Genomic DNA, 22,606 nt, shown 5'->3' with positions numbered 1-22,606 from the left:
CATGCGGTGGCCGCGGCAGCTGATGTCGCTGCTGTTCGTCCTCACCCTTCTGGTCGGCCCTCCGATAGTGCTGCTGTCCCTGGTCGGGCCACCCGAACTGGGTTGGCCGACCGCGGCGCAGGCACGGGAGTGGGTGCAGAACCCGCTGACCGAACAGAGCGTCACTGCTGCGCTGACCATCGCGGCCTGGCTGGTGTGGCTCCTGCTCGCCTACACGGTCACGATCAGGGTGCTGACCCGCCTGAGCGCGACTGTGTCGTGGCTGCGGCGCATGCCGCTGCCGACACCCTGGCAAGCCACCGCCGGTGGCATCGCCGGCGCGGCCGTGTTCGGCGTCAGCTCCCACGCGATCGCCGCACCGCCACCGCCGCCCATGCAACCGGTAGCGGCAGGAACTCTGGATGAGGCTGGTAAGCCCACGCCATCAGATGGCGACGTCCTGGCAGACGCGGGGATCAGCGTCGCCGGCGGCTGGCTGCCGCGCGACGTGGCGGAGCAGGTCAGCGCGGCAGCGGCGCTGGTGTGGCTCCGCCGCCGCCGTTCCTACCGGCCCCGCCCGCCCGGTCCACCGAGCCGCGAGGACACGGACCTGGCGCCGCTGCCCCCGACAGTGGCTGCCGTGCAAGCCGCCCTCGCCGATTCGACGCCACCGCCTACCGAACCCGGCGCCGCCTCGGCCGGCTCGCCGCCGCTCGACCGGCCAACCCCTGGCAGGGCTTTCCCCCGAGCTGCGGTCGGTCTCACCGGACCGGGGGCGCAGGACGCAGCGCGAGGCCTGCTCGTCACCAGCCTCCTAGCTGGGCGTCATCACCCGGCAGTGTCCGTGGTCGCCACCCGGCCTGTCCTGGCCGGGTTGCTCGGCCCCACCGCCGAAACGCTGGGCCGGCGCCTGCCGGGGCTGGCCGTCATCGACAACCTCGGGCAGGCAGCGGGCTTCTTCTCCGGAGACCACCCTGGTCGTGGCCTGGGCGGACGAGACCAGCCACAACGAAACACGCAGGAGGACGCCGGCCCACCCGGACCAACCCTCATCGTCGACGAGGCGTCCGCGAGGGACAACGCCGAGACCCTGGCGAGTCTGGCCGTCACCTCAGCCGCGGTGGCCGTGCTCGGACGGTGGCCGGCCGGCCAGACATGGCAGGTCGACCCGTCGGGGCGCAGCCACCACCTGGACGGCAGCGGGTCAGCCGGGCCACGGATGTGCGTCCTTACCCAGGTCACGGCTACCGACCTGCTCACCGTCATCGCCCACCCCGACCCGGCACCGCCAGAGCCTGGCACCTCCGGCCCGTCGCGCAACCCCGCCCTGGCAGGCCGGTCCCCACAGTGGAGGGCCACCGCCCAGGACCACCCCGTCCGCACAAGCAACGACAAACGACGCCTTCAGCTGCGCGTGCTGGGCGAACCGACACTGCTGCTGGGCGGCCACCCTGTGGAGATCCGGCGTACCGCCGCGCTCCAGGTCCTCGTGTTCCTCGCCGCCCACCCCGACGGAGCCGACACCCGACAGCTGACCGACGCCATCTGGCCGGGCCTGCCCCGCCGCTCTCTCACCGGCCGCCTCTACACCACCCTCAGCGACCTCCGCGCCACCATTCGATCCACGGCAGGGGTGACCATCATCGAGCACAGCGACGACCGGTACCGCCTCGACCTCACCGGCGTCACCGTCGACCTGTGGCACTTCCACCACGCGGTCCGCGACGCCACCACCGCCGTCGGCACCGACGTGACGACCTGGGAGGCCGTCATCGACGCCTACCCCGGTGACCTCGCCGCCCGACGTACCTGGCCCTGGCTCGACCCGATCCGCGAGACCACCCGCCGCCACGTCATCGACGCACACGCGGCGCTCGCCAACGCCAGCCCTGACGCCCGTGAAGCCCTGGCATGGCTGCAGGCCGGCATCCGCATCGACCCGTACAACGCCGACCTGCACACTCGAGCGGTCACCGCACTCATCACCCTCGGCGACCACGACGCGGCCGACCACCTACGGGAGGGCTACAACCGGCGCCTCGCCGCAGCGGGCATCCTCCCCACCGACACGGCCGACGGGACAGCCACCCTCCGAGACCAGCCCGCCATCCCCACCCGGTAACTCCCGCCGGCTCCGAGCACGGGTGACCCGGTTCGGGAAAGCCCGAACTGTGCTACCCCATGCGCTTGCGGCTCCGTTTCCGCTTTCGGCTGCCCCCGTGTTCGGTCCCAGACAGCCAGCTCGTCCTGCTAGTAGGAGGCGCCACTTGGCCTCAGCAGATGGCGCCGGTCGCACCGTCTCGACTCCTATCGACGGCCCGTGAGCTGGGGTTGTGAGGTCGTGTGAGGTCGTGTGAGGTCCTGTCAGCCAGCAGAACCGCCTCGTCTTCTGCCGCTCGCCCTACGGTCGATTCGTGGCCAACGTTTCACGGCGCCGCCGAGCCGGCTCGGCGCCGGTCGGCGTCCGGGTCCCGAACACGGCAGCAGGGGAGGGGCGATGAGGTCCAGGGTCGCTTCGGCCGCTCACACGTCGGCGGCCGTGCTGCTGGTCGTCGCGGTGCCGGTCACGCTCGTCCGCGTCGGCAGGTGGCCACGCCCGCAGGGCTCGTGGACGACCCTGCTGCGCGGCTGGGTCGAGGAGCCCCTCAGCGGCGGCTTCCTCGCCGGCATCGCCTACCTCGCGGCGTGGCTGCTGTGGGGACTGCTCGCCGCCGCCATCACGGCCCGCCTGTACGCCCAGGCCGCCCGGATGTCACGGCGACTGCCACGGCTGCACATGCCCGGGCCGCTGCAGGGCATCACGGCGGCTGTCCTGGGAGCGACCGCCGTCAGCACGGCGGCCACCGCGACGCCCGCCCACGCCAGCGCGACCACCACCGCCGCCGCGGAGACGACCCATCCACCGCAGGGCCCAGCAGCCACTGCGCGTGCCCACGCCGACGACCAGACCACCTCAGCAGCCAACGGCAGGGACCAGGCCAAGCACACCTACACGGTGCGGCGCGGCGACACGCTGTCCCGCATCGCCCAGGACCGCCTCGGCGACGCGGACCGCTGGCCCGAAATCTTCACCGCCAACCGTGGCACCCGCTTCCCCCACACCGGTGGGACACTTCGCGACCCTGACCTCATCTACCCGGGCTGGACACTGCGACTACCACCCACGGCCGAAGCACCACACCCGTCGCCCCGACCGGCGCCTGCCCCAACGCCCACGACATCAGCTCCGTCAGGATCGCCCAGCAGCCCGACCGGAACGGACACCGACGACGGCCTCGTGGAGTCCGCCCCAGCGCCCACGTCTGCGCCAGCCGGCCACGCTTCGGCGTCGGGACCGGCTGCCACGCCCACCACTCGCACCGCCGACGAACGAACCGCCCCAACGCCGCGACCGCAGCCGGGTGTGTCGCTCGGTACGGGTAGCTGGCTCGACATGGGACTTGCCGCCGCAGTCCTCGCCGCGGTTGCCCTCGTTTGGGCACACCGCCGTCGCCGCTACATCCCCCGGCAACCCACGGCGCGCCCACGCCTCGACGACCCGAGCGTCGAACCGATGCCGGCGGTGGTCACCCGGATCCGTCGCGGCCTACGGGCCCTGACACCGAGCGCGAAGACGACTCCCGGCCCCGGCCCCGGCCCCGGCCCCGGCCCCGGCCCCGGCCCCGGCCCCGGCCCCGGCCCCGGCCCCGGCCCCGGCCCCGGCCCCGGCCCCGGCCCCGGCCCCGGCCCCGGCCCCGGCCCCGGCCCCGGCCCCGGCCCCGGCCCCGGCCCCGGCCCCGGCCCCGGCCCCGGCCCCGGCCCCGGCCCCGGCCCCGGCCCCGGCCCCGGCCCAGACCTCGACCCTCCGCCCGACGAACCCGTCGTGGATGCTGACTCTGACCCGGCAGACGCGGCCGACGACGAGACCTCGAAACTCACGGCGCACGAGACGCAGTCGGCTATATCCGCGCCGGCCCGCCCGCTGATCGAGGTGTGGCCGTCCGAGGGACTCGGTCTGATCGGGCCCGGAGCCGAGGCAGCGGCCCGAGGCGTGCTGGTGTCCGCCCTCGCAGCCGGCGGACCAGATGACCCCGATAGCCGCCACCACGTCGTCATCGCCTCGGACACCCTCGCCACGCTGTTAGGCACCGCCACCACACTGGCGGACACGCCACGGATGAGCGTCACCAGCGGACTCAGCGACGCTCTGACGCTGATCGAGGAGCAGACCCTGCACCGCGCGCGCATATGCGGCGACTACGAGGTCGACACAATCGCCGACCTGCGGGACCGGGACTCCATGGCCGAGCCCGTGCCGCCGACGGTGCTGATCGCTTCCCCCACCGCTCATGAGCGCACCCGCATCGCCGCGCTGCTCACGCAAGGGCACCGACTCGACATCCACGGCGTTCTGCTCGGTGCCTGGCCCGATGGCGACACCATCCTCGTCGCCGAAGACGGCTCCACCAGCATCATTAAGCACGACGCGAAACAGCACAGCTGTCCTTCCGCCGTCGGCCGCCTGAGCGTCATCAACCGCAGCGAGGCCACCGACCTGCTGCGACTCCTCGCCGAGTCCCATACCGGCGAGCCTCAACCGCCAGCACCCGCGCAGCGCACACCACTCGACAGGCTGGTCGGCGCCGCCCACGCGCCGAACCCCACAGCCGAGAATTCTGCCGCCGCACACCTGCCGGAGCGCCGCGATCACGCCGGGCATGAACCGCACCCGGCGGGCGACGACCGGCCGTGCAGCACTGGCGGACGCGTCGACGTTCGAGTGCTCGGTGGGGCCCGAATCGTGGACGTGGACACGACCACGCCGCTGCGGGCGAAAGCCCTCGAGCTGCTGGTCTACCTCGTCGTTCAGGACGGCGAAGCCGCACAGGACAACATCCTCGACGACCTGCTGCCCGACGCCCCCGCGTCGAAGGCACCGCACCGCCTGCACACCTACGTATCCGCACTACGCAAAACCCTCGTCCTCACCGGAGGACCCGACACCTACCTCACTCACCCGTCGCGCCGCTACGCCCTCAACCGCGACGCCCTCGACAGCGACCTGTGGCGCATGCGCACCGCGCTGCGCGACGCCGCCCTCGCCACGACCGACGCCGACCGCACCGCCGCACTGAAGCGCGCCGTCGACGCCTACGACGGCACACTCGCCGCCGGCTTCGACTACGAATGGATCGAGGCATACCGCGAGGGCATCCGCCGCCAAGCCCTCGACGCCCACCTCGCCCTCGCCGCCGCTACCCCTGACCCGACACAAGCCCTGGCCGTCCTCGAAGCCGCGATGCGCCACGACCCGTACGCCGAAGCCATCTACCAGCAAGCGATGCGCGCCCACGCCGCACTCGGACACCTCGAGCAGGTCCGCTCCCTACGCCGAGCCCTCACCCGCCGGCTCGACGAGATCGACGCCGAACCCAGCGAGGACACCCTCAGACTCGCCGACCAGCTCATCGCCGACCTGCGCCGGCAGAAGCCAACCGGGAAGCCCGACTCTCACCACAACGGGCTTCACCCATGACGTCGGACTCCTCGGCGGCACCCGACGCACGTCGTGGCAGCCCGCACGATCAGCCCAACCGCGGCGGCGACGGACCGCAGGCGACGAACTGGGACCGCAACGGCACCGCGTGGCTAGTGCGGGCAGCCGTGCTCGCCGGCCGTCCTGGGCCCGCCCGCAGCCCTCAGGACGGGTCTACGCGTCTACATGTCTCGTCCCAGGCGGCGCTCGACGCGATGGACGCCGACCTGGCCACCGCAGTCCGGCACGCCGCCTGGATACGCCAGGCGTTCTACGTCCTGGTGCTGCTGGTTGCCCTCATTGGACAAGTCACCGGCGCCGTCGAAACACTCGGCATCCCACTGGTCGTCGCGGTCCCGGCCGTCGCCGCGCTTGAATTGGGCGGCGTGGTCGTGATGGCCAACGCCGACGTGCGACGCCGCCTCGGCGAGCGGGCAATCGGATCACGCCTGCTGTCCGCCGCGATCGCCGCCGGAGCCGTCACCTTCAACGGGACCGCCCACCCCGACCACCTAGCCGGTGGCTTCTACGCGGGCATGTCCGCCCTCGGATACCTCGTCTGGCTGATGCACGCCGGCAACCAGCGCCGCGACCGCCTGCGCGTCACCGGGGGCCTGCCGCCCACACCACCCGCCTACGAGGTGTTCGGGCATTGGGTCTGCCACCCTGTCATCACCTCCCGGGCACGGTCCATGGCCAAAGCTGATGGCCTCGACCTGTACGAGTCCCTGACAGCGGCCCGCGACGCGATCGCTCGCCGACAGCGCGACGCCGCGATCGCCAAGGTGCTCCATCGCAAGATCAGAGCTGCGGTGGACCCCACTACCGCCGACATTGCTGTGCAGGTGTACGACCTAGATGAGATCGCAGTACGCCTCGCGGCTACCGCCGACTACAACGGGCTGACCACGCTCCTGGCCGCTGACCTCGCCCCGGAGCGGATCATGACGACCCACAGTTCCCGTCACCGCCGTCGCTGGTTCGGGCGGGAGCGCCTCGCCGACGCGCCACCGGCACCCGAGCTCGCCCTCTCCGCGCCGCAAGCGCCCAGTGCGTCGGTGGCGGACACGCCTCGCGATGACCGGCAGGAGCCGAAACCAGAACCAGAGGAGAACCCTCACCCGGCCCTGAGCGGCCACCAGCAGAGTGCCGAGAGCCGCGACGCTGGCCCGCCTGAAGTTCTGTCGTCGGACGATCCGGCCGCCGCGGATCCGGCAGACAGGAGCGAGGACGACAAGGACGTCCTTGGCGCGAACGCCGACGAGGAGACGGACAACGGCGATCAGGATGCTGCCGCCGACGATGCCAACGACGACGAGGGCTCGGAGGTGCCCCGGGGAACCGCGCAGGCAGTGGCCTACTGGCTGCGCAAGGAGCCGAACCTGGACCCTGAACTGCTCGCCGAGAGGATCGGCAAGTCACTGCGATCGGTCTACCGATACCTGCCGCCGGACTACCCTCGCCGACCGGGGATCGCCAGGCGACGGACCCGCCGCCAGCCTGGCCCCGCCTGACGGGCGAGCCACAGCGAGTGACGTCAGCAGGCACCCCGTCCGCCCGACAAACGAGGAAAGAGCGGCACTTCTTACTCGAGAGCCCGCAGGTGGGCTAACACTGCGGAAGTGAGACCAGTGCAGGATGTGGCCCTCTGTGAGGGATGGCCGAAACGAGGTAGGCGAACAGGCGGCGGATTTCGTTGCTGTTCAGCGGTATCAGGCTGCTGTCGGCGTACCGGCTTCCGTGCAGAGACAGGTACGGCTTGACGTACAAGGCTGCACCGGGGCAGGCGGCTTTTTGATGGTCGGCTGCCTTGACGGTTGTGCGACTGACCGGCATGCTCGGTCGATGACGTTGCGTGGCGGGCGTTTAGTCGACATCTCCACGCGGCATCCGCTTCTAGCCGATTTCCGGACGTCCGTGGGCTGGCCGTCAGATCATCCAGTGACCATCACGCATGAGGTCACGACCGGCAAGTTCGTTCTCCTCTCGCCACGCCTGTATCCGGCGAGGTGTCACCCGAAAGTACGCGTAGCGCGTCGGTCCGACCCGCGCATCCCAAAGTTTCGTGGCAAATGCGTCGGCTAGATCGCCTGGCACGGTTTCGCGCGAGAACGTCTCAACGCTGCCCTCAATGAGAACCACGTCGCGGGTCGTGCCAACCGACATTCGCACTCGTCCAGAGAAGCGTAAATTGCGCGCGGTCGGGCTGGACTCCGCTGTCGCCAAGAGGAACGCCGCGCCGTCCCAGAGGAAGGACAGCGGCACCAGATAGGCGTTCCCGTCCGGGTCCGCGGAGGCGACCCATGCGTCCAGATCCTGGTTAAGGCGGGCCAGCGTGTCCTGCTTACGTTGCTCCAGATTGCGCGGGGGTTCGGGTTTCACGTCTGGATCCTCCCTCATGCGCTTTTGCGAAGTGCTCGCGGTTCTCCCGCTCGTCAGGCGCTCCAAACAGGATCATTGTTGAAGCGCGCTTCAACGCAAGCGGTAGCACGTGGCCGTCCGAGCCCGGTTCGCGGACGGGTTGGTCCGGCCCAGTTCCGTGACCGGGTGATCGCGGCGGACGCGGTTGCCGTGGACTCGGTTGCCTCGCTCACCGAGTGGCTGGCAGGGCGCGACCGTGGAGACCTCGCCGAACCGGCCACGTTCGTCGTTGCTCTCGATGGCGTGCTCAGACTGGCGCCGCGTCGTAGCGAACACATCGCCCTCGCAGGCGGGCGGGACGTATTCGCCGCCGGTGAGATGGCGTTTGCCTGCGCCGGCATCGGATGGCGCGTCGCCGAGGTGACCAACCAGTCGACTGGCTACTGCCCCGACCCGGACTGCTGGCGCGCTGTGGCCAAGGCGCTTGACCGAGTCGACATACCGCATCCTGGCGGCTTCACCGACCGGGTCATCTTCCGCCGCTGCCCGAGCTGCGGCGAGCGCAACATCGTGCGGGACGACGACTTCACCTGCGCCCTGTGCGGCAGCGCCCTGCCCCCGCAGTGGAACCTCACGTCCGACTGACGGCATCCGGATCTGCCGCAGACCGCGCGGCTGCGGAGGCGGGAGTGGTCAGCACAGCGGTGATCGGTACAGCACTTCGACGTATTTGATCTCGTCGTAGACCACGTCGAGGATGAGGTAGCCCGGCCATGGCGCATCGAGGCAGACATTGCGGTGGCCATCGCCGTAGGCACCATCCGGCTTCGGCGCGGTGTGGAAGCTCTGGCAGAAGTCGTCCCCGCAACCACACGTCTGCACGACTCGCAGCCGCCCAACCTGCTCCGCCAGCGGTTTCTCGCCTTCGGCCCTGAGCGCCGCGGCGAGTTCGGCGGTGAATACCGGCCACCTCGTAGAGAGCAACGGCGCGGCAGCCTCGTGCGCCGCGAGCTGCTCAGAAGTCCCGACGAACGCGTGCCCGCAACCGGCGGGAAGGCGTGCGACCACCATAGCGACCGCCTCACCCGCCGTGGTTGCCGGACCGACGGTCTGCGTTCGGCTCGGGCCCTCAACGACATAGGTTCCACCGGCAGCCGGACGGATGAAGGGGATGTCCCAGGTCCAGCGATGCTCGGTGCAGCGGCTGAAGTGCAGCTCACCCATCCCAGTCCAAAGAAACAAAGCACCGCAGACGCGGCTGCGCGTACGCCGCCTCCACAAGATCCGGACGCACGCGGCCGTCATCCCGCACGGCCGGCCAACCAGCCTCGACGACGGCGTCAACGCGCTGCTCAGCACTCATCCACACCATTCTGTCCCGCCCCCGTCTGCCGCAACATCAGGTGTTGACCGCGCATAGGCTCGCGTCCCGAACTGCCGAGTTGAGTGCGTCCTCAGCCCGGAGACCGGTGGGTCATGAAGAGCGGCAAGCCGCCGAGGTGGCGACGAGCGGGCTTATACGCCCAGCCCTCTCATCACGGTTACTTCTTGGCTGGTGAACTCGCCCGTGAGCATCGGCATGGCCTTGCCGATCGCCGCTTTGGTTTCGGGAAGCTGCAGGGAGGCGTCGTGCTTCTCCTTGCTCTGACAGACCTCACTCACCCAGATCGTGACGTCGTCGGTATCCGAGACGCTCACGACTAAAGGTCACATCCGGCCTTGCGGAGGCCATCAGCGCCGCTCAGCAGGATTTCCACGACGTCATTCCGGTGGCCCGGTTTGGTCTTCATCGATCCGATGTAGCCGTATGACACAGCAACTCCCTAACGCGGCGGCAAGCTGGTCACGTGCATGCAACGAGCGACGGAAAGCGGCTCGTAACGGAGAACGATTCTGCAGCTCCGAACATATTGATCTGCCGCGAGTCGCGTGGTCGACCACGACGTGTAGGCGTGTCCGGGGTACGCGACGTTGAGATTCACTCCGCTGCCGCGCTGCCGCGCTGCCGCGCTGCCGCGCTGCCGCGCTGCCGCTCGGCGCGGCCACGTTGGCAGTGACCCTCGGCATCACACTCATCGGGCAGATCCAGCACAGCTGAGCCCTGCCCATGCACCACGCTGGCTTGTATAGCGGACGTGAGGCACCAGTCGGCGGACCGGTGGACCGGTGGACCGCCGACGGTTGCCCTGATCACCTCCGGCACCCTCGCGGCTCAGGCCGCAGAGCTTCGGTCTCCCAACACCTGCTCCGCCCGAAACCAACTGATTGTTACCCGTCAATCATGAGGTTCGCGTAGGGTTCGACACATTTGTCACCGCCAGCCTCATGATCAACGGAGAATTCTTCCGTTCGGGTAAATGGATCGGGGCGCTGATGCGTAAACCCCGTGTGGAACGAGAACGGACGGACTTCGCGGACTTCTATCAGCGGTCCCGAGACAACTGCCTTGCGCGCCGTACTAGCTGGTACGGGCGATCGCGCGCTGGCCGAGGATCTGGTCGCTGAGGCGTACGCGCGAGCCTGGGCTTCCTGGCCGCAGCTGAGCCAGCATCCGGCACCGGCGGCGTGGGTGGTGCGCACCGCCCTCAACGTCCGGGTGTCCTGGTGGCGGCGACGCCGGCGGGAGGTGGCCCTCGACGGCCACGAGCGACCGTCTCTCATCGAGGACGACCTCGACACGAATGACGCCCTGCTGGCCGCCGTTCGCCGGCTGCCGCAGCGGCAGCGTGAGGTGGTCGTGTTACGTATCTGGCTCGACCTGGACACCAGGTCCGTGGCTGCAGTGTTGGGCATCTCCGCCCAAACCGTAGCCGTCCATCTGTCCCGTGCCACCGCAACCCTGCGGGCGCAGCTCGCGCCCGCAGCCCGTTAGGAGATTCGATCATGAACGACGATGAGGTGTGGGACGCGGTGAGACAGACCCTTTCCGACGTACAGATGGATCGCCCGGTCGAGGCGATCGAGCAGCGCGGCCGAGCCCGGCGACGCAAGCGCCATGTGCTCGGCCTGGCCGCTGGCGGTGGCGTCGCGGCCGTGGCCGCTCTCGCGCTGGCCCTGCCGATGGCCACGGGATCCGGCACGGCCCCGGCTCCGACCGGCCCGGACAGTCACGCCGGGGCCGCCTCCCCGGCACCGGCAGGCAACACCAAGCTCGTGTCCCTGGCAGCCAACCTCACCGCAGACAACGCCTCGCTGCCGGGCGACGCGTCGCTGATCATCGAGAAGGTCGTCGTCCGTCAGGGCACCGTGCCGTCTCCTACCCGGTACCACCTGTACACGGACAGCGGCGAGTACTACTACACAGAGGCCAGGAACGAGCTCCCACGGGTGATCGCTCGTGGCGAGAACCTCGGCAACGGCTTCCACACCCGTGGGGTGGCGGCGGCGCGGTACGCGGCAACCGGCGATCTCGCCGGAGCCCGGGAGCAAATGATCAACTCCGTGTACGACGAGGGAAAGCCCTCTGCCGGCGCCGAGGAGGACCGAATGAGGATCCTTCGGCAGAAGGGGGTCGCAAACCCGTCTCCGCTTACCGATGAGGACCGGGAGCGCATCGCCGCCAGCCACCTCTGGGTTAACAGCGTTGACGTGCTCTCCGCGGGGGGAGGCGACCCGAAGGTACGGGCGGGCGTGCTTCGCCTGACCTCCACCATTCCCGGTGTCACCGTCGTGGATTCGACGACTGGCGGGCAGCCCACCCTGACCATCACCGCCGCGGTGTGGACGGACGATACCCAACAGGTGCTGATAATCAACGCCCAGAACGGGGTACCGATCAGTTCCGAGGTGAACTCCCCGGAGACGGGAGACTCCTTTGCGGGAACCTTCAAGGTCGCCCGCGTGACGGTGGCCGACATCAAGGCCGGCAGGTTCTGACCCTCGATCCTGCACCGTGCGCGCCGTCCGCACCGCTTGGACGGCGCGCACGGACCGCGCCTATCCCGCGCGGCGGCGCTTGGTCGCGCTACATCTGGGCGATCAGTGGCTGTGCCTGCGGTTCGAGGCTGTACCCGCTGTCCCAGGGGAATCGGCCCTGCTGGTCGGGCCAGACGAGCTGCTGGAGGCGGATCTGGTGACGGCCGTAGCGGGCGATCGCCATCCCGGGCAGCAGGTCATGGGTGGGTGGCCCGTCGATGATGATCGCGTCGTAGCCGGTGATGAGGTCGCTGATGCGCTGGCCGTGGCTGAACCGTTCGGCCCTGTCGTAGGCCCGGCGGGCGAGGTCGTTGAGCAGGCAGTGGGCGACCTCGAGGGGTAGCCCGGCGGTGAGTAGTTCGGGGTAGTGGTGGGCGGTGAGTCCGACGGTGTAGGCGAACGGGGCGGTGGCGTCGGGGTCGTCGACGGTGGGCAGGACGTGCGTGACGGCCCAGCCGATGGTGTCGATGATCTGTTCTTGGCGTCGGAGGACGTCGTCGATGTTCGGCATGGTGGGTGTCTCCTCGTCACTCGGGAGTACGGGTGGGGTCCGGGTCGGGTGGCTCGACTTCGACGAAGCCCCAGAGTCGTTCCATGACCTGGAGTTGCCAGGTGCGGTAGCGGTCGGCGAATCCGCGGCAGACCGCGGGCGGGACCGGGCTGCCGGCGTACGGCAGGGTCGAGTGGCAGATGATGTAGCCGGCGTCACCGCGCGCCTCGGTCACCATCTGCTTGAGCCTGCCGGGGTCGAGGTGCATCGGGTTGCCGGGCTTGAAGATGCAGGTGGCGCACTCGCGGGCGAGTAGGCGGGTTTTTCGCAGGTCCGGGTCGCCGACGTTGAGCCCGGCGGGACGACCGGCGGCCGGTTCGTCAGCGGGCTGGGGCAAGCTGTCCATCGTCAACTCCTTGTCGTTACGTGGCGGGGCCCGCATCCATGGATGTGGGCCCGCGAGTCCGGGTGAACGGGATGGCCTCACGCTGGGTGGGCTCCGGTGCGGTTGTCAGAGCTGCCTCAGCCAGGTCAGCACCGCGTCGATGTCGACGCGGCGTAGCCCGTGGCACGGGATGGCCGGGCGCAGCAGGGTAGGCGCGCCGCCGGCGGTGCGCTGGTCGGCGGTGAAGGGGTCCATGCCGCCGAACTCGTCAAGTCGCGGACCCGGCGGCGGGAAACCGGCGGAGGGCCGCGCGCTCTCGGGGCTGGGGGTACTTCGTGAGACGCCGCGCGGCGCTGCCCGGTCGCAGCCGTCGCCGCGCCGCGCGCGGGGCGGGACTGGTTGGCCGCCTGGCCGGGTCGGGTCTGGCCGGGGTTCAGGCCTGGGCGAGCGCCGCGACGGCGGCATCGGCGATCACGGCGATGGCGTCGACCGGGTCGGTGACGGTCAAAGTGGTGGTGTGCGTGAAGGTGTTTCCCCAGGTCTGGTCCGGGTCGGGTGGCTCGCCCGCGGTGGGCGGGTCGGCGGGGTGAAGCCACAGCACGGCGCAGCCGGCGCGGTGCAGGGTGGTGACGAGGCGTTGTCCGGCGGGGATGTCGTCGAGGTAGCCGTCGGAGACGACGGCGAGCATCCGTAGGGTGCGGCCGTGACGCAGGTCGAGGAGGTGGTCGGCGACCTTGACCGCTTCGGGGAAGGTGGCGGTGGCGAAGTCGGTGCGCATGTGCAGCACCTGCTTCGGGAAGGTGCGTGGGGGTACCAGGACGGTGGTGCGGTCGCCGAAACCGATGGTGGTGGTCGTCGCGTCGGCGCGGCGGGCGGCGTGGGCGAAGATCCACGCCGCGGAGGACATCGCCTCGGTGTAGCGGCCCATCGAGCCGGACAGGTCGACCAGGATCGCCAGGTGCAGACGGGGTTTCTCGGGCGGTAGTTGGGCGCGTTGCTGCCACGGGGCGGCCGTCGGTAGTTGCCCGGCGGCGGTTTGTGCGTCGGCGGTGATGGCGTGGCGGGTGCGCAGCCGGCCGGGTGGGATCGCGGAGGGCCGCCGGCCGGGTTCGGGGTGGCTGGTACGGGCCTGCCGCAGCCGGTTGGCGAGGTCGCGGGCGGCGCGGTGTTCCTGTTCGGTCGGGTCCCGGCGGTCCCACTGCGAGGGTGGGCTGTGGCGGCGGGCCAGCATCGATGCGGCGTACTCGGCTGGGGTGACGCCGGCTGCGACGGCGAGGTAGTCGACGAGGGCCGCAGCGAGGCGGCCGGCGAACTGTCCGGCGTCCGGTACGGGGGTGTCGTACTGCTGGTCGGGGTCGATGCCGAGGACCTGGCACCACCGCCGGGCCAGGGCGATCATCGTGTCGACGTCGGTGTCGTCGCAGATCTGGGCCTCGCGCCAGATGTCGCGGAGCTGCCGCAGGCGTGTGCGTCCGAGGACGCCGGTGACCGCGGCCCGGACTGTGCGGACGTCTTTGCTGGTGACGATGCGGGCGTCGACGCGGGCGAGGAGCAGGGCGGCGAGTTGTCCGGCGTGCCATGGGTCGTCGACGGCCGCGTCGTTGGGGTCGAGGAGGGTTGTCACGACGTGGCGCAGCCAGCGGCGGTCGCCGCGGCGGCGACCACGGTGGCGTCCTTCGGCCCGGGATTCCTCGAGCATGTGGGCGACGTGGGCGAGGATCGGCGGGGTGCCGGGCGGGGTGGTCCAGTGGCTGTGCGCGGCGTGCGCGGCGCCGTGCACGAGCAGCCCGTAGCCGGTGGGCACGAGGCGCTTGTGCCGGGCCTTGGCCGGGTCGGTGATGTCGGGGCGCTCGGCGATGTAGGTGGCGTCGACCTCAATGCGGTTGAGGTCGGGGTAGAAGCATTCGGGCGCGCCGCCGGCGGCCCCGGGGGCGACGAGGACGGTGAGGTCGGCGCGGCCGGTCAGCAGCGGGACATGCTGGGTCCACGCCGTCGACCAGGCGCGCCAGTCGGCACCGCCGGCCGTTGCCGGTGGTGTGCCGGTGCGCAGGTGGGTGTGGGGGTGTGACACGGAATGGCTCCTTTCACAAGGGGTGGACGGGGTCAGCGCTTGCCGAGGGCGAACGCGGTGATGGGCGTGCCGGTGTGCCGCGACAGCGCGGCGGTCACGTCGTCGCGGGCGTCGTCGGGGGCGATGCCGGCCAGGTTGGCCAGGGCGGCGGTCATGCCCAGGTGGTCGCGGACTGTGACGAAGCCGAGCAGTTCGCGCAGCTGCGGCGCCCACACGGTCTTGCCGGCGGCGAGGTCGGCGTTGAGGTCGATCGCCGCGTTGACGACCGGCTTGGGGACGCCGAGTTGGCGGGCGAGGTCCCAGTCGGTGGTGACGTGCAGGTGGACGGTGAACCGGGAGGCCAGGGCCTCGGTGAGCACCGCACCGTGCACGCCCGGGTTGTGGCCGGCGACGATGTAGAACCCGTCGACGGCCTGCACGGTCTCGTTGCCGTGGGCGGGGATGGTGATGACACCGCGGCCGTCCATGGCCGGGTACAGCACGGCCAGGACGCGAGGCGGGATGAGGGTGGCGTCGTCGACCAGCAGCACCCGCCCGTCGCGCATGGCGATGACGAGGGGCCCGTGTACGAATTCGTAGCCGCCGCCGGGGATCGGGTTGTAGGAGCCGAGGAAGTCGTCGACGACGGTGTCGCCGGTGCCGGCGACGGTGAGCAGGTCGGGGAACGCGGCCTCGACCATGGCGGTCTTGCCGGTGCCGGGCGGCCCGTACAGCAGCACCGGTACTTGCTGGGTCCGGAGACGTCGCAGTTCGTCGACGTCCCAGCCCTTGCCGAGCCGCCGCGGGTGGTACAGCGTCCCGTTCGGGCGCGGTACCGGCGCGGGCCGGGACTGACGGCCACCACCAGCACTGCCGCCGGATCGGGTGCGGGGTGCGGCGGGTGGGAGGGTGCCGGCGGCGTCGATGCCGGGTTGGGTGATCTGGAAGCGGTGGTGCGGGTCGCGGTGGTGGGTAGCGTGCCCGGCGGCGGCCATCTTCTTCAATGCCTCGAACACCGCCCCGGGGGACGGTGCGCCGATCGCCCGGGTGATCTCCCCGACCTTGAGGATGGCGTCGGGATGGTCGGCCAGATGCAGGGCGACCTTGCGGTAGAGGTAGCCGGACCGGCCGGAGGTGGCATCGGTGGTGGGCGTCTCGCCGGTGCCGGCTGGGGCCGGGTCGTTCTGCGGCGGACCGGCCGGCGGGGCCGGCATGTGTGGTGTGGTCATGTGGTTGCCTCGATTCCAAGGGTCGTGCCCGCGCACCCGTCTCCGGGTGCGCGGGCGGTGGGTACCGCACAGCGGAGACGGGTGGGGCCAACCACTGCCGGCCTGGTCGGGCCGGGCAAGTGGGCGACCACACCCCGGTAGTGCTGAAAGGGTCACGGCGACGCGTCAGTTCGCCGCTGGTGCGTGCTGGTTGGTGTCGACGTCGCGTGGGCGGTGTCCGCGCCGACGATGCAACGCCCCACAGCTCAGTCGATCAAGTCGAATTGATGGTTGGGTGCGGGATGGCGGGGGCGCCCGCTGACTATGGGTGCACGTGAGAGTCGGATCGATGTCGGTGGCCGGGTCGTGGTCAGTCGCCGCAGCCCCGTTCGCAGCCTTGTGGGTCGCACTGTTGTCCGTCAGCCATCCGGGCCAGGGTCCGCTGGTCGTCGCTGTCTAGGCCGTCGAGGAACGGCCAGTCGAACCCGTCGGCGAACGCCTTGACCTTGGGTGCTCCGTACATCGGGTATCTGGCGTGGTCCATCGCCGCCGCGATGTCGTCGCGGCCGAGGAGCCAGGCGAGTTCTCCGAGCTTGTCCACCGACCGGCTCGCCGAGTTGTCCCGGTGGTCGATGATCTTCCCGATGGCGAATCGCAGGTAGTTCCGGGCGTAGGCCTCGTGGTAGACCCGCTGGGTCCACTCACCCGGGCGGCGGGGGGTGAGGACCTGGCGGGCGTGGTCGAGATCGAGCGCCTCCACGAGCACCTCCTCGCGAAAGCCGAAGATGTCCCAGCGGTTGGCCCGGAGAGCCCAGACCCGGGTGACGATGTCCTCTTGGGTGCGGATGGTCACTGGCATTCCTTCCTTTTGGTCTTACCTGTCGTGGTGGTTGTGGCCGGGTGGCCGCCGCCGATGCCGGCTCGGCTTCGGGTAACGCGGTGGGGCTTGGTCGGGGGCCGCCGGCCTATGCCTGATCGGGGTCGGGCAGGTCGCCGACGATCCGGTCGCAGTCGTACGGGTCGACGGCCTCCCAGCACCAGCTGCGGCCCATCACCACGTACCGGCCGTCGCCGTCGGGGGCGATGCGTTCGATGGCGTCCGGGTCGTCGGACGTGGTGCGTTGGTCGGCGATGATGACGTCGCCGTGGAAGGACAGGTTGGCCAGTGCGGCGTTGACCCGACGGTCCAGTTCGTCCTCCGACACGCCCTCGTCCCGGAGGCTGTTGCGGTACTGGTCGCGGTGCCGCTGCTGGTCGGCGACGATCGCCTCGGCCACCTGGCGGGTGCAGGAGAACACCGCCCACCCGTTCCAATGGTCGACCAGGCTGCCGACGAACCCCACCTCGATGCGGTCGCCACCGTCGAGTCCGGTGGTGCGCGCCCAGTCGCCGGAGAACACGCCGACGTCGCCGATACGGACCCGGTCGGGGTGCAGGTGGGACACGTCGCGGCTGGTGGGGCTGGCCGCGAGGTGACACAGGTCGGCGATCCGGTCGGTGGCGGCGGTGTCAAAGGCGTCGCGGTAGACCGCCATCGCCTCGTCGCGTTGCTGGATGCGCAGCCCGAACCAGCCCGTGATGTCGCCGGTGGCGTCGGCGAACAGCTCCCACCCGCCGATGTCGACCGACACTCCCGCCGAGGCGAAGTGGGGCAGGGCGTCGAGGACGGCGGGATCGCCGTCCTCGACGCCGGCCAGGATCCGGCGCGCGGCCAGGCTGGTGTCGCCGCCGGCGCGGGCGCCGATGGTGTCCTGCGCCCACCACTCGGCGGCGGTGCGTCCGGCCTCAGTGCCGGCGGCGCGCATCCGCTGCAGCGCGCCGGCCCACCCGGTGGCCTCGCCGACCAGGCCGCCAGTGCGAGGCGGGGTGGTGGTGGCGATGCGGTCGCCGGCGTCCAGGCACATCGACAGCGTGGAGCCGCTGTCCCAGGTGACCTCGACGATGTTCTGCCGCTGGTCGTGGCGGCGGACAGTGCCGGTGTCTCCGGGGCGCAGCAGGGTGTGCGGGTCGCTGGTGTGGACCAGGGCGACGCGCTGGCCGGTCTCGTAGCTGGCCATGGTGATCTCCGATCGGTCGTTGGGGCCGGTAGAAGGACCGCCGTCATCGGCGGCCGCGGACAACATGCGGTCGGTGTTCATCGGGTTCCGCCCGTTGCGTCGCCCGTCGCGTCGCCCGTCGTGGGGGCGTTCGGGGGCCAGGGCTTGCGGGTGACGTGGTCGCCGAACATTGGGTCGGTGGCCACCGAGGAGCCGCAGCGAGTGCAGCTGGTGGCGGTGTCGTAGCCGTAGCCGGCCATGGACGGCACCTCGACGTGGTCGATCTCGTCGACCGCGCCGCAGACGGTGCACACCGTCATCTCCGGGCCGTCGTCGTCGGCAATTTCGGTGATGAACAGTTCCTCGACGGGGTCGAGCTGGTGGGCGCTGTGCCGCAGCCAGCGGCCGTGGACCGTCGCCTCGTAGGCCACCAGCCGCCGCTGGTCGAGGTGCAGCAGGTACAGCCATTCGAGGGCCCCGCCGACGTCCTCGCGCAGCGCGCCCCGCCGGATGGTGTCGTTGTCGGCGGGGTAGCCCAGGCCTGGTACAGGCGGCTGCCGGTGCCATCGCCGAGGCTTGGGGTTGACAGCGAGGGACCACCAGTCGCTGGCTAGCAGCGCGGCGGCCATGGCGTCGGTTTTACGGCCGAACGTGTCGGTCCAGATCCGGCGCAGCAGCGGCACCAGAACCTCCGGATCGTCGCCGAACTGGATCAAGCGGGCGGTATAGCTGCCGCGAGACGCGGCAACGCCGATCAGCGTGGGTGTGCTCACGTGCCTTTCCTCCTCAGGAATGTGCGGATGGGGGTTGCGGCGGTCGCCCCGGGCGGGACGGCAGCCGAGCGTGGGCGCCATGGATCCGCCGGCATCGCCTCTAGGGCCTTGTGCCGAGCGAGGCGTTCTGAGCCGCCATGAAGGGCACCGGGTCGATCGCGCCGTTCGGGCTGGCATCGCCCTTGTGGTGCACCTCGTAGTGCAGGTGCGGGCCGGAGCTGTGGCCGGTGGAGCCGACGATGCCGATGGGCTGGCCGACGGCGATCGGCTGCCCGACCGTCACCATCGGGGGTTGGTCCATGTGGCAGTAGCGGGTGAGCAGGCCGCCGGGGTGGTCGATGTCGACGTACCAGCCGCACCCACGCGTGCGAGCGGGGTCGCCGTCGCGGTCGCAGCCCCAATCGGCGCCGGTGTCGGCGTGGACGGCGTTGCAGCGGACGGTGCGGACGGTTCCGGCGGACGCGGCGCGGATGATGGTGCCGCGCGGGGCGCTGAGGTCGACGCCGTCGTGGCCGGGCCGGTCCGAGCTACGAAAGCTCGACCCGACAGGGGCGAGGACCGGCTGCGTCCACGGGCCGGTGACCCCGCACCCGGCCAGGCCGTCGATGGGTGGGCCCGTGGTGTCGGCGATCGCGGTGACCAGCTGGGTGGCCGGTACCTCCCATGTCGCGTAGGCGTCTGGGAAGGCGCTGACCTGCACGGCCTGGGCGGCCTCGGTGAGCGGCATCGCCTGCCAGCCGCGGATGGTGGCCAGCTCGTCGAAAAACCTTTCCGACGCGTAGACGGGGTTCTGAAGCTGGGCGGGGGTGCCCCGCCCTTGGCTGGGGCGCTGCTGGAACAGCCCGACCGAGTCCCGGTCGCCGCCGGCCAGGTTCCGCAGGGCGCTCTCCTGCATGGCGGTGGCGACTGCGATCACCCAGCCGCGCGCTGGTAGCCCGAGGCGATCGCCGGTGGTGACGATCGCAGCGGCGTTGCCGAACTGGTCGCTGTCCCAGTCACCGATCGCCGGCCACAGGATCGGTGGCCCGGGTGGCGACGCCGTGCTGTCTGACGTGGACCCGGCAGTGGTGACCATGGGGACACATCCGGCGGTGGCCGAGCCGCCGGCGAGGAATCCGCCGAGCCCACCGGCGCAGAGGATGAACACGGCGACGAGCGCCACCGCGACGGACACCAGAGATCGGAGCTTCACGTCGGCCCCCAGCGGACGAGGGGATAGGTGAGGTAGGAAGCGCGGTAGGGCGTCAAGTGGCGCTGGACGAGGTGAGAGGCGTGGCCGGGCATGACAGGTCCTCCTGGGTGCCGGCTAGCCAAGGCTGTGGACACCAACCGGATCGCCGTCGCCGGTGTGCACCGTGACGGTGTCGTCGGCCGGGCTGATCACGTAGATCCACGAGGCGTCGAGGTCGACCGCGCGGCTGAGCGGGAAGACGGTGGCGGGCTCCGGCTCGGTGTCGTCCAACGTCACGCCCACACCGCCGACCGGGTGCTGGTGGGGGAACGACCGGGTGTCTGGGGTGACGTCGGATCCGAGGTAGAACCAGTCGTGAGCGAGGACCGCGTCGATAAGGGCTTGCGTGTCGCGGCGGGCGGTGCTGGCCCAGATGCCGCGCAGTTGCGCGATGAACGCCAAGGGGTAGCCGTCGAAGTGGACGTAGCGGGCGTGGACGGTGCTCGGCTGGGCGGGATCGATGGCGCTGACGTAGCAGATGATTCCCACGGGTCGTGTCTCCTCGTCGTGGTGGTGTGTTCGGGTACGGCGACGACCGCGCGGCCGTGGTGGGCCACGCGGTCGAAGTCGTGAGGTCTCTTGGTCCGGGACGGACGGCGTTGGTCGTTGCGTCTGGGCTGCGGCTACGCGGCGTAGACGGCGCTCATGGTCGCGCCGGGGACGCGGCGGGGCAGCCGCTGCGGGACCCGCGGCAGTAATTGCGTGGCAGCGGCGGCGAGACCGTTGGCAAACCAGCCGACGAATCCGAGGGAGTCGCGGGCCGGCCGTTGTGGTGTGGGCTCACGGGCGGGTGCCGGCTGTGGCGGTCGTGCGGCTCGCGCGGCGCGCATCGCCCGTTGTGCCTGCCTGGCGGCCGAACACGGCCCGCTCTGGTCGGCGCACTGCAGGTTGGCGCACCGATTGCCGGGTCCGGGTTGGTGAGCGGTGAGGACGTCCACGGCCAGCCGCCACAGCAGGGGGTCGGTGACGTCACGGGGGACAAGGGCGCGCTGGGACGGTCGGGTTCGGCTGCGGTCAGACATGGCGGATGACCTTCCGTTGAAGTTTTGGGCAGGAGCCACCGTCCGGTCGGCGCCGGTCGTGTTGTGCCTGATGGCAGCCCCCGGACAATGACCCAATTGATCGACGCTTCTCTCTCGATAAAGGTCAAGTCGTCTGCCTGGGGTGTGGTGCCGTAGGGCACGGGTGTGGCGCACGGGTGAGGTCGGGACCCGCGCTGCCGGCGTGGCGTCGGCGGCCGTCAGGAGGCTGTCGGCGTGATTCGGCCGGTTCTGCTGGTGGTCTGGACGAGACGTGCCAGTGCGGAGCGAGTGGCCGTCGCGTCGTCGTGGTCGACGTGGTCGTCGACGCGGACCACGGGGTGAGGTTCGCCCCGCAGCCTCGTGAACCGGTAGCCGCGGCGGTCGGCGTCCACCGCGTCAACGCGGCGGATCTCGTGCAGGTCGTCGGACTCGACGAGGACGTCCTCGTAGCAAAGGGCCCAGGCCAGCAGGCGGAGCCCGGGGGTGGGATCGGCGAAGAGGTCCGTGATCAGGCCGACGTCGACGCAGGCGGCCAGCGTGGGCCGGGCGACCGGCTGGTTGATGTCGAGCGCGGCGGCGAGGTCCGCCAGGAATTCGGCGAGTCCGGTGCGGTAGCGGCCCATGCGGGCTTCGTTGAGCGGTAGGTGCACGGCGCGCATCTGGCGTGCCGTGCCGTGCGGTGCGGCTGGGGCAGGCCGGTCCTGAACGAGCAGCAGGAGAGGCGGGCGGCCCCAGCCGACAAGGTCAGCGCTGGCCTCAATGTGCAGCAGGCACCCGGTCAGGGTGTGGACGGCGTGGAAGGACATCACGGGGACCGGGCTCCTTGACATACACGAAGCCCCGCAGGCCGAATGGGCCTGCGGGGCTTCTGGTGCGTGCGGGGACGTGGTGCGGTTGGCACCAAGGGCGTGTTACCGCAGGTCGCGGTAGCGGACGACGATTCCCGGCGGCGTGGCATGGTCCGGGTCGTGGGCGCGGATGCCGCAACGCTTGCGTTTGGCCAGGTACATGGCCTGGTCGGCCGCGTGCAGGAGATCGCGGGGCAGCATGTCCGGCTCGGCGAGCGCGTAACCGACGCTGGCGGCGACGATCACCTGCCGGCCGGCGATCTCGAACGGGAGCGTCGAGATGCGCCGGTGGGCGGCCTCGGCGGCAGCCTCGACCTCGCCGTCGTCGCCGTGCACGACAAGGGCGAACTCGTCGCCAGCGAGATGCGCGGCCAGGGCGACCGACGGCCCGAGGGCCCTCAGGCGGCGACCGACCTCGCGCAGCAGGTCATTGCCGTGCTCGTGGCCGTAGGTGTCGTTGACCTGCTTGAACCGATCCAGGTCGATGAGGACGAGCCCGAGCGGTTCCCCGAGCGAGAACGTGGCCTCGAGGTGGGTCCACAGGGCCCGCCGGTTCGGCAGGTCGGTCGTGTCGTTGTGCGTGGCCAGCCGGTGCCAATGGGACCGGTCACGGTCGCGGGCGGCCAACGTTTGTCGCTGATGGTCGATGATTTGCCGCTGCCGGGCGAGCAGAGCCGCGGCGACGGCGAGACCGGCGAGGACTCCGCCGGCCGCCGCGAGGTACGAGCTCAGGTGACACACTTGACGTCGCTCCTTGTGCGTTAAGGAGCACCGGGGCGGGCGTGGTTCCGCC

22 protein-coding genes are annotated in these 22,606 nt (G+C 70.7%); 6 read left to right on the top strand and 16 right to left on the bottom strand.

What is annotated here, in order from left to right:
- The first annotated feature begins 1 nt into the window (after position 1).
- The 3 genes from CLT68_RS28070 (at position 2) to CLT68_RS28055 (ending at position 7,008) form a co-directional block, all read left to right on the top strand.
- The gene (locus tag CLT68_RS28070; RefSeq protein ID WP_486482349.1) at positions 2-2,101 is read left to right on the top strand and encodes an AfsR/SARP family transcriptional regulator; all 2,100 of its coding nucleotides are present in this window, start codon (positions 2-4) and stop codon (positions 2,099-2,101) included.
- 375 nt (positions 2,102-2,476) lie between these two features.
- Entirely contained in the window at positions 2,477-5,494 is a 3,018-nt protein-coding gene (locus tag CLT68_RS34010; protein ID WP_486482348.1) for an AfsR/SARP family transcriptional regulator, read from the top strand.
- Entirely contained in the window at positions 5,491-7,008 is a 1,518-nt protein-coding gene (locus CLT68_RS28055) for a hypothetical protein (protein ID WP_143743281.1), read from the top strand. Before CLT68_RS34010 ends, CLT68_RS28055 begins: the two co-directional genes overlap by 4 nt.
- A 415-nt stretch (positions 7,009-7,423) precedes the next feature.
- Here the strand turns inward: CLT68_RS28055 and CLT68_RS28050 are convergent, their stop codons facing one another.
- Entirely contained in the window at positions 7,424-7,876 is a 453-nt protein-coding gene (locus tag CLT68_RS28050) for a pyridoxamine 5'-phosphate oxidase family protein (RefSeq protein ID WP_486482347.1), read from the bottom strand.
- 165 nt (positions 7,877-8,041) lie between these two features.
- Here CLT68_RS28050 and CLT68_RS28045 point away from each other — a divergent pair, with 165 nt between their 5' ends.
- Positions 8,042-8,500 (top strand): hypothetical protein, encoded by a 459-nt coding sequence (locus CLT68_RS28045; RefSeq protein WP_099855453.1) that lies wholly within the window; start codon positions 8,042-8,044, stop codon positions 8,498-8,500.
- A 48-nt stretch (positions 8,501-8,548) separates the two neighbouring features.
- Here the strand turns inward: CLT68_RS28045 and CLT68_RS33570 are convergent, their stop codons facing one another.
- Positions 8,549-9,160 (bottom strand): DUF6193 family natural product biosynthesis protein, encoded by a 612-nt coding sequence (locus CLT68_RS33570; RefSeq protein WP_486482465.1) that lies wholly within the window; start codon positions 9,158-9,160, stop codon positions 8,549-8,551.
- Positions 9,161-9,370: 210 nt separating this feature from the next.
- On the bottom strand, positions 9,371-9,553 hold the full coding sequence (locus CLT68_RS33565; RefSeq protein WP_199177168.1) for a hypothetical protein: 183 nt from the start codon (positions 9,551-9,553) through the stop codon (positions 9,371-9,373).
- A 748-nt stretch (positions 9,554-10,301) separates the two neighbouring features.
- Here CLT68_RS33565 and CLT68_RS28025 point away from each other — a divergent pair.
- On the top strand, positions 10,302-10,727 hold the full coding sequence (locus tag CLT68_RS28025) for a sigma-70 family RNA polymerase sigma factor (RefSeq protein ID WP_199177167.1): 426 nt from the start codon (positions 10,302-10,304) through the stop codon (positions 10,725-10,727).
- Positions 10,728-10,753: 26 nt separating this feature from the next.
- Positions 10,754-11,731: a hypothetical protein gene (locus CLT68_RS28020; protein ID WP_143743280.1), complete on the top strand. Its 978-nt coding sequence runs from the start codon at positions 10,754-10,756 to the stop codon at positions 11,729-11,731.
- Positions 11,732-11,819: 88 nt separating this feature from the next.
- On the opposite strand, the gene CLT68_RS28015 is transcribed toward CLT68_RS28020, so the two are convergent.
- The 13 genes from CLT68_RS28015 to CLT68_RS27955 form a co-directional block, all read right to left on the bottom strand.
- Positions 11,820-12,281 (bottom strand): DUF4262 domain-containing protein, encoded by a 462-nt coding sequence (locus CLT68_RS28015; protein ID WP_099855449.1) that lies wholly within the window; start codon positions 12,279-12,281, stop codon positions 11,820-11,822.
- 16 nt (positions 12,282-12,297) lie between these two features.
- Positions 12,298-12,666, bottom strand: a complete 369-nt coding sequence (locus tag CLT68_RS28010) for a hypothetical protein (RefSeq protein WP_099855447.1) — start codon at positions 12,664-12,666, stop codon at positions 12,298-12,300.
- Between the two features lie 105 nt (positions 12,667-12,771).
- Positions 12,772-12,900, bottom strand: a complete 129-nt coding sequence (locus CLT68_RS34005) for a hypothetical protein (RefSeq protein ID WP_358048585.1) — start codon at positions 12,898-12,900, stop codon at positions 12,772-12,774.
- Positions 12,901-13,078: 178 nt separating this feature from the next.
- Positions 13,079-14,716: a VWA domain-containing protein gene (locus CLT68_RS28000; RefSeq protein WP_099855443.1), complete on the bottom strand. Its 1,638-nt coding sequence runs from the start codon at positions 14,714-14,716 to the stop codon at positions 13,079-13,081.
- A gap of 32 nt (positions 14,717-14,748) precedes the next feature.
- Positions 14,749-15,924, bottom strand: a complete 1,176-nt coding sequence (locus tag CLT68_RS27995) for an AAA family ATPase (RefSeq protein ID WP_099855441.1) — start codon at positions 15,922-15,924, stop codon at positions 14,749-14,751.
- 349 nt (positions 15,925-16,273) lie between these two features.
- Complete coding sequence (locus CLT68_RS27990) at positions 16,274-16,762, bottom strand: hypothetical protein (RefSeq protein ID WP_486482346.1); 489 nt, start codon at positions 16,760-16,762, stop codon at positions 16,274-16,276.
- A gap of 106 nt (positions 16,763-16,868) precedes the next feature.
- On the bottom strand, positions 16,869-17,960 hold the full coding sequence (locus tag CLT68_RS27985; RefSeq protein WP_099857730.1) for a DUF4314 domain-containing protein: 1,092 nt from the start codon (positions 17,958-17,960) through the stop codon (positions 16,869-16,871).
- 77 nt (positions 17,961-18,037) lie between these two features.
- Positions 18,038-18,712: a hypothetical protein gene (locus CLT68_RS27980; RefSeq protein ID WP_099855436.1), complete on the bottom strand. Its 675-nt coding sequence runs from the start codon at positions 18,710-18,712 to the stop codon at positions 18,038-18,040.
- A 100-nt stretch (positions 18,713-18,812) separates the two neighbouring features.
- Positions 18,813-19,904 (bottom strand): M23 family metallopeptidase, encoded by a 1,092-nt coding sequence (locus CLT68_RS27975; protein ID WP_099855434.1) that lies wholly within the window; start codon positions 19,902-19,904, stop codon positions 18,813-18,815.
- A gap of 114 nt (positions 19,905-20,018) precedes the next feature.
- Positions 20,019-20,432: a hypothetical protein gene (locus CLT68_RS27970; RefSeq protein WP_099855433.1), complete on the bottom strand. Its 414-nt coding sequence runs from the start codon at positions 20,430-20,432 to the stop codon at positions 20,019-20,021.
- 134 nt (positions 20,433-20,566) lie between these two features.
- Positions 20,567-20,965 (bottom strand): hypothetical protein, encoded by a 399-nt coding sequence (locus CLT68_RS27965; RefSeq protein WP_099855431.1) that lies wholly within the window; start codon positions 20,963-20,965, stop codon positions 20,567-20,569.
- A gap of 218 nt (positions 20,966-21,183) precedes the next feature.
- Positions 21,184-21,771, bottom strand: a complete 588-nt coding sequence (locus CLT68_RS27960) for a hypothetical protein (RefSeq protein ID WP_486482464.1) — start codon at positions 21,769-21,771, stop codon at positions 21,184-21,186.
- A gap of 105 nt (positions 21,772-21,876) precedes the next feature.
- Positions 21,877-22,554: a GGDEF domain-containing protein gene (locus CLT68_RS27955; RefSeq protein WP_099855428.1), complete on the bottom strand. Its 678-nt coding sequence runs from the start codon at positions 22,552-22,554 to the stop codon at positions 21,877-21,879.
- Between the last annotated feature and the right edge of the window lie 52 nt (positions 22,555-22,606).

It is taken from the genome of Micromonospora sp. CNZ299, from assembly GCF_002754415.1.
This window is presented reverse-complemented; position numbering and strand designations above follow the sequence as displayed.

Excerpts from the sequence above, each read along its gene's own strand:
- CLT68_RS28070 (WP_486482349.1), top strand. The coding sequence starts at position 2 with ATGCGGTGGCCGCGGCAGCTGATGTCGCTGCTGTTCGTCCTCACCCTT.
- CLT68_RS27960 (WP_486482464.1), bottom strand. The coding sequence starts at position 21,771 with ATGTCCTTCCACGCCGTCCACACCCTGACCGGGTGCCTGCTGCACATT.
- CLT68_RS27985 (WP_099857730.1), bottom strand. The coding sequence starts at position 17,960 with ATGGCCAGCTACGAGACCGGCCAGCGCGTCGCCCTGGTCCACACCAGC.
- CLT68_RS27990 (WP_486482346.1), bottom strand. The coding sequence starts at position 16,762 with ATGCCAGTGACCATCCGCACCCAAGAGGACATCGTCACCCGGGTCTGG.
- CLT68_RS28055 (WP_143743281.1), top strand. The coding sequence starts at position 5,491 with ATGACGTCGGACTCCTCGGCGGCACCCGACGCACGTCGTGGCAGCCCG.
- CLT68_RS34010 (WP_486482348.1), top strand. The coding sequence starts at position 2,477 with ATGAGGTCCAGGGTCGCTTCGGCCGCTCACACGTCGGCGGCCGTGCTG.
- CLT68_RS27965 (WP_099855431.1), bottom strand. The coding sequence starts at position 20,965 with ATGTCTGACCGCAGCCGAACCCGACCGTCCCAGCGCGCCCTTGTCCCC.
- CLT68_RS28015 (WP_099855449.1), bottom strand. The coding sequence starts at position 12,281 with ATGCCGAACATCGACGACGTCCTCCGACGCCAAGAACAGATCATCGAC.
- CLT68_RS28010 (WP_099855447.1), bottom strand. The coding sequence starts at position 12,666 with ATGGACAGCTTGCCCCAGCCCGCTGACGAACCGGCCGCCGGTCGTCCC.
- CLT68_RS34005 (WP_358048585.1), bottom strand. The coding sequence starts at position 12,900 with ATGGACCCCTTCACCGCCGACCAGCGCACCGCCGGCGGCGCGCCTACC.
- CLT68_RS33570 (WP_486482465.1), bottom strand. The coding sequence starts at position 9,160 with ATGACGGCCGCGTGCGTCCGGATCTTGTGGAGGCGGCGTACGCGCAGC.
- CLT68_RS27995 (WP_099855441.1), bottom strand. The coding sequence starts at position 15,924 with ATGACCACACCACACATGCCGGCCCCGCCGGCCGGTCCGCCGCAGAAC.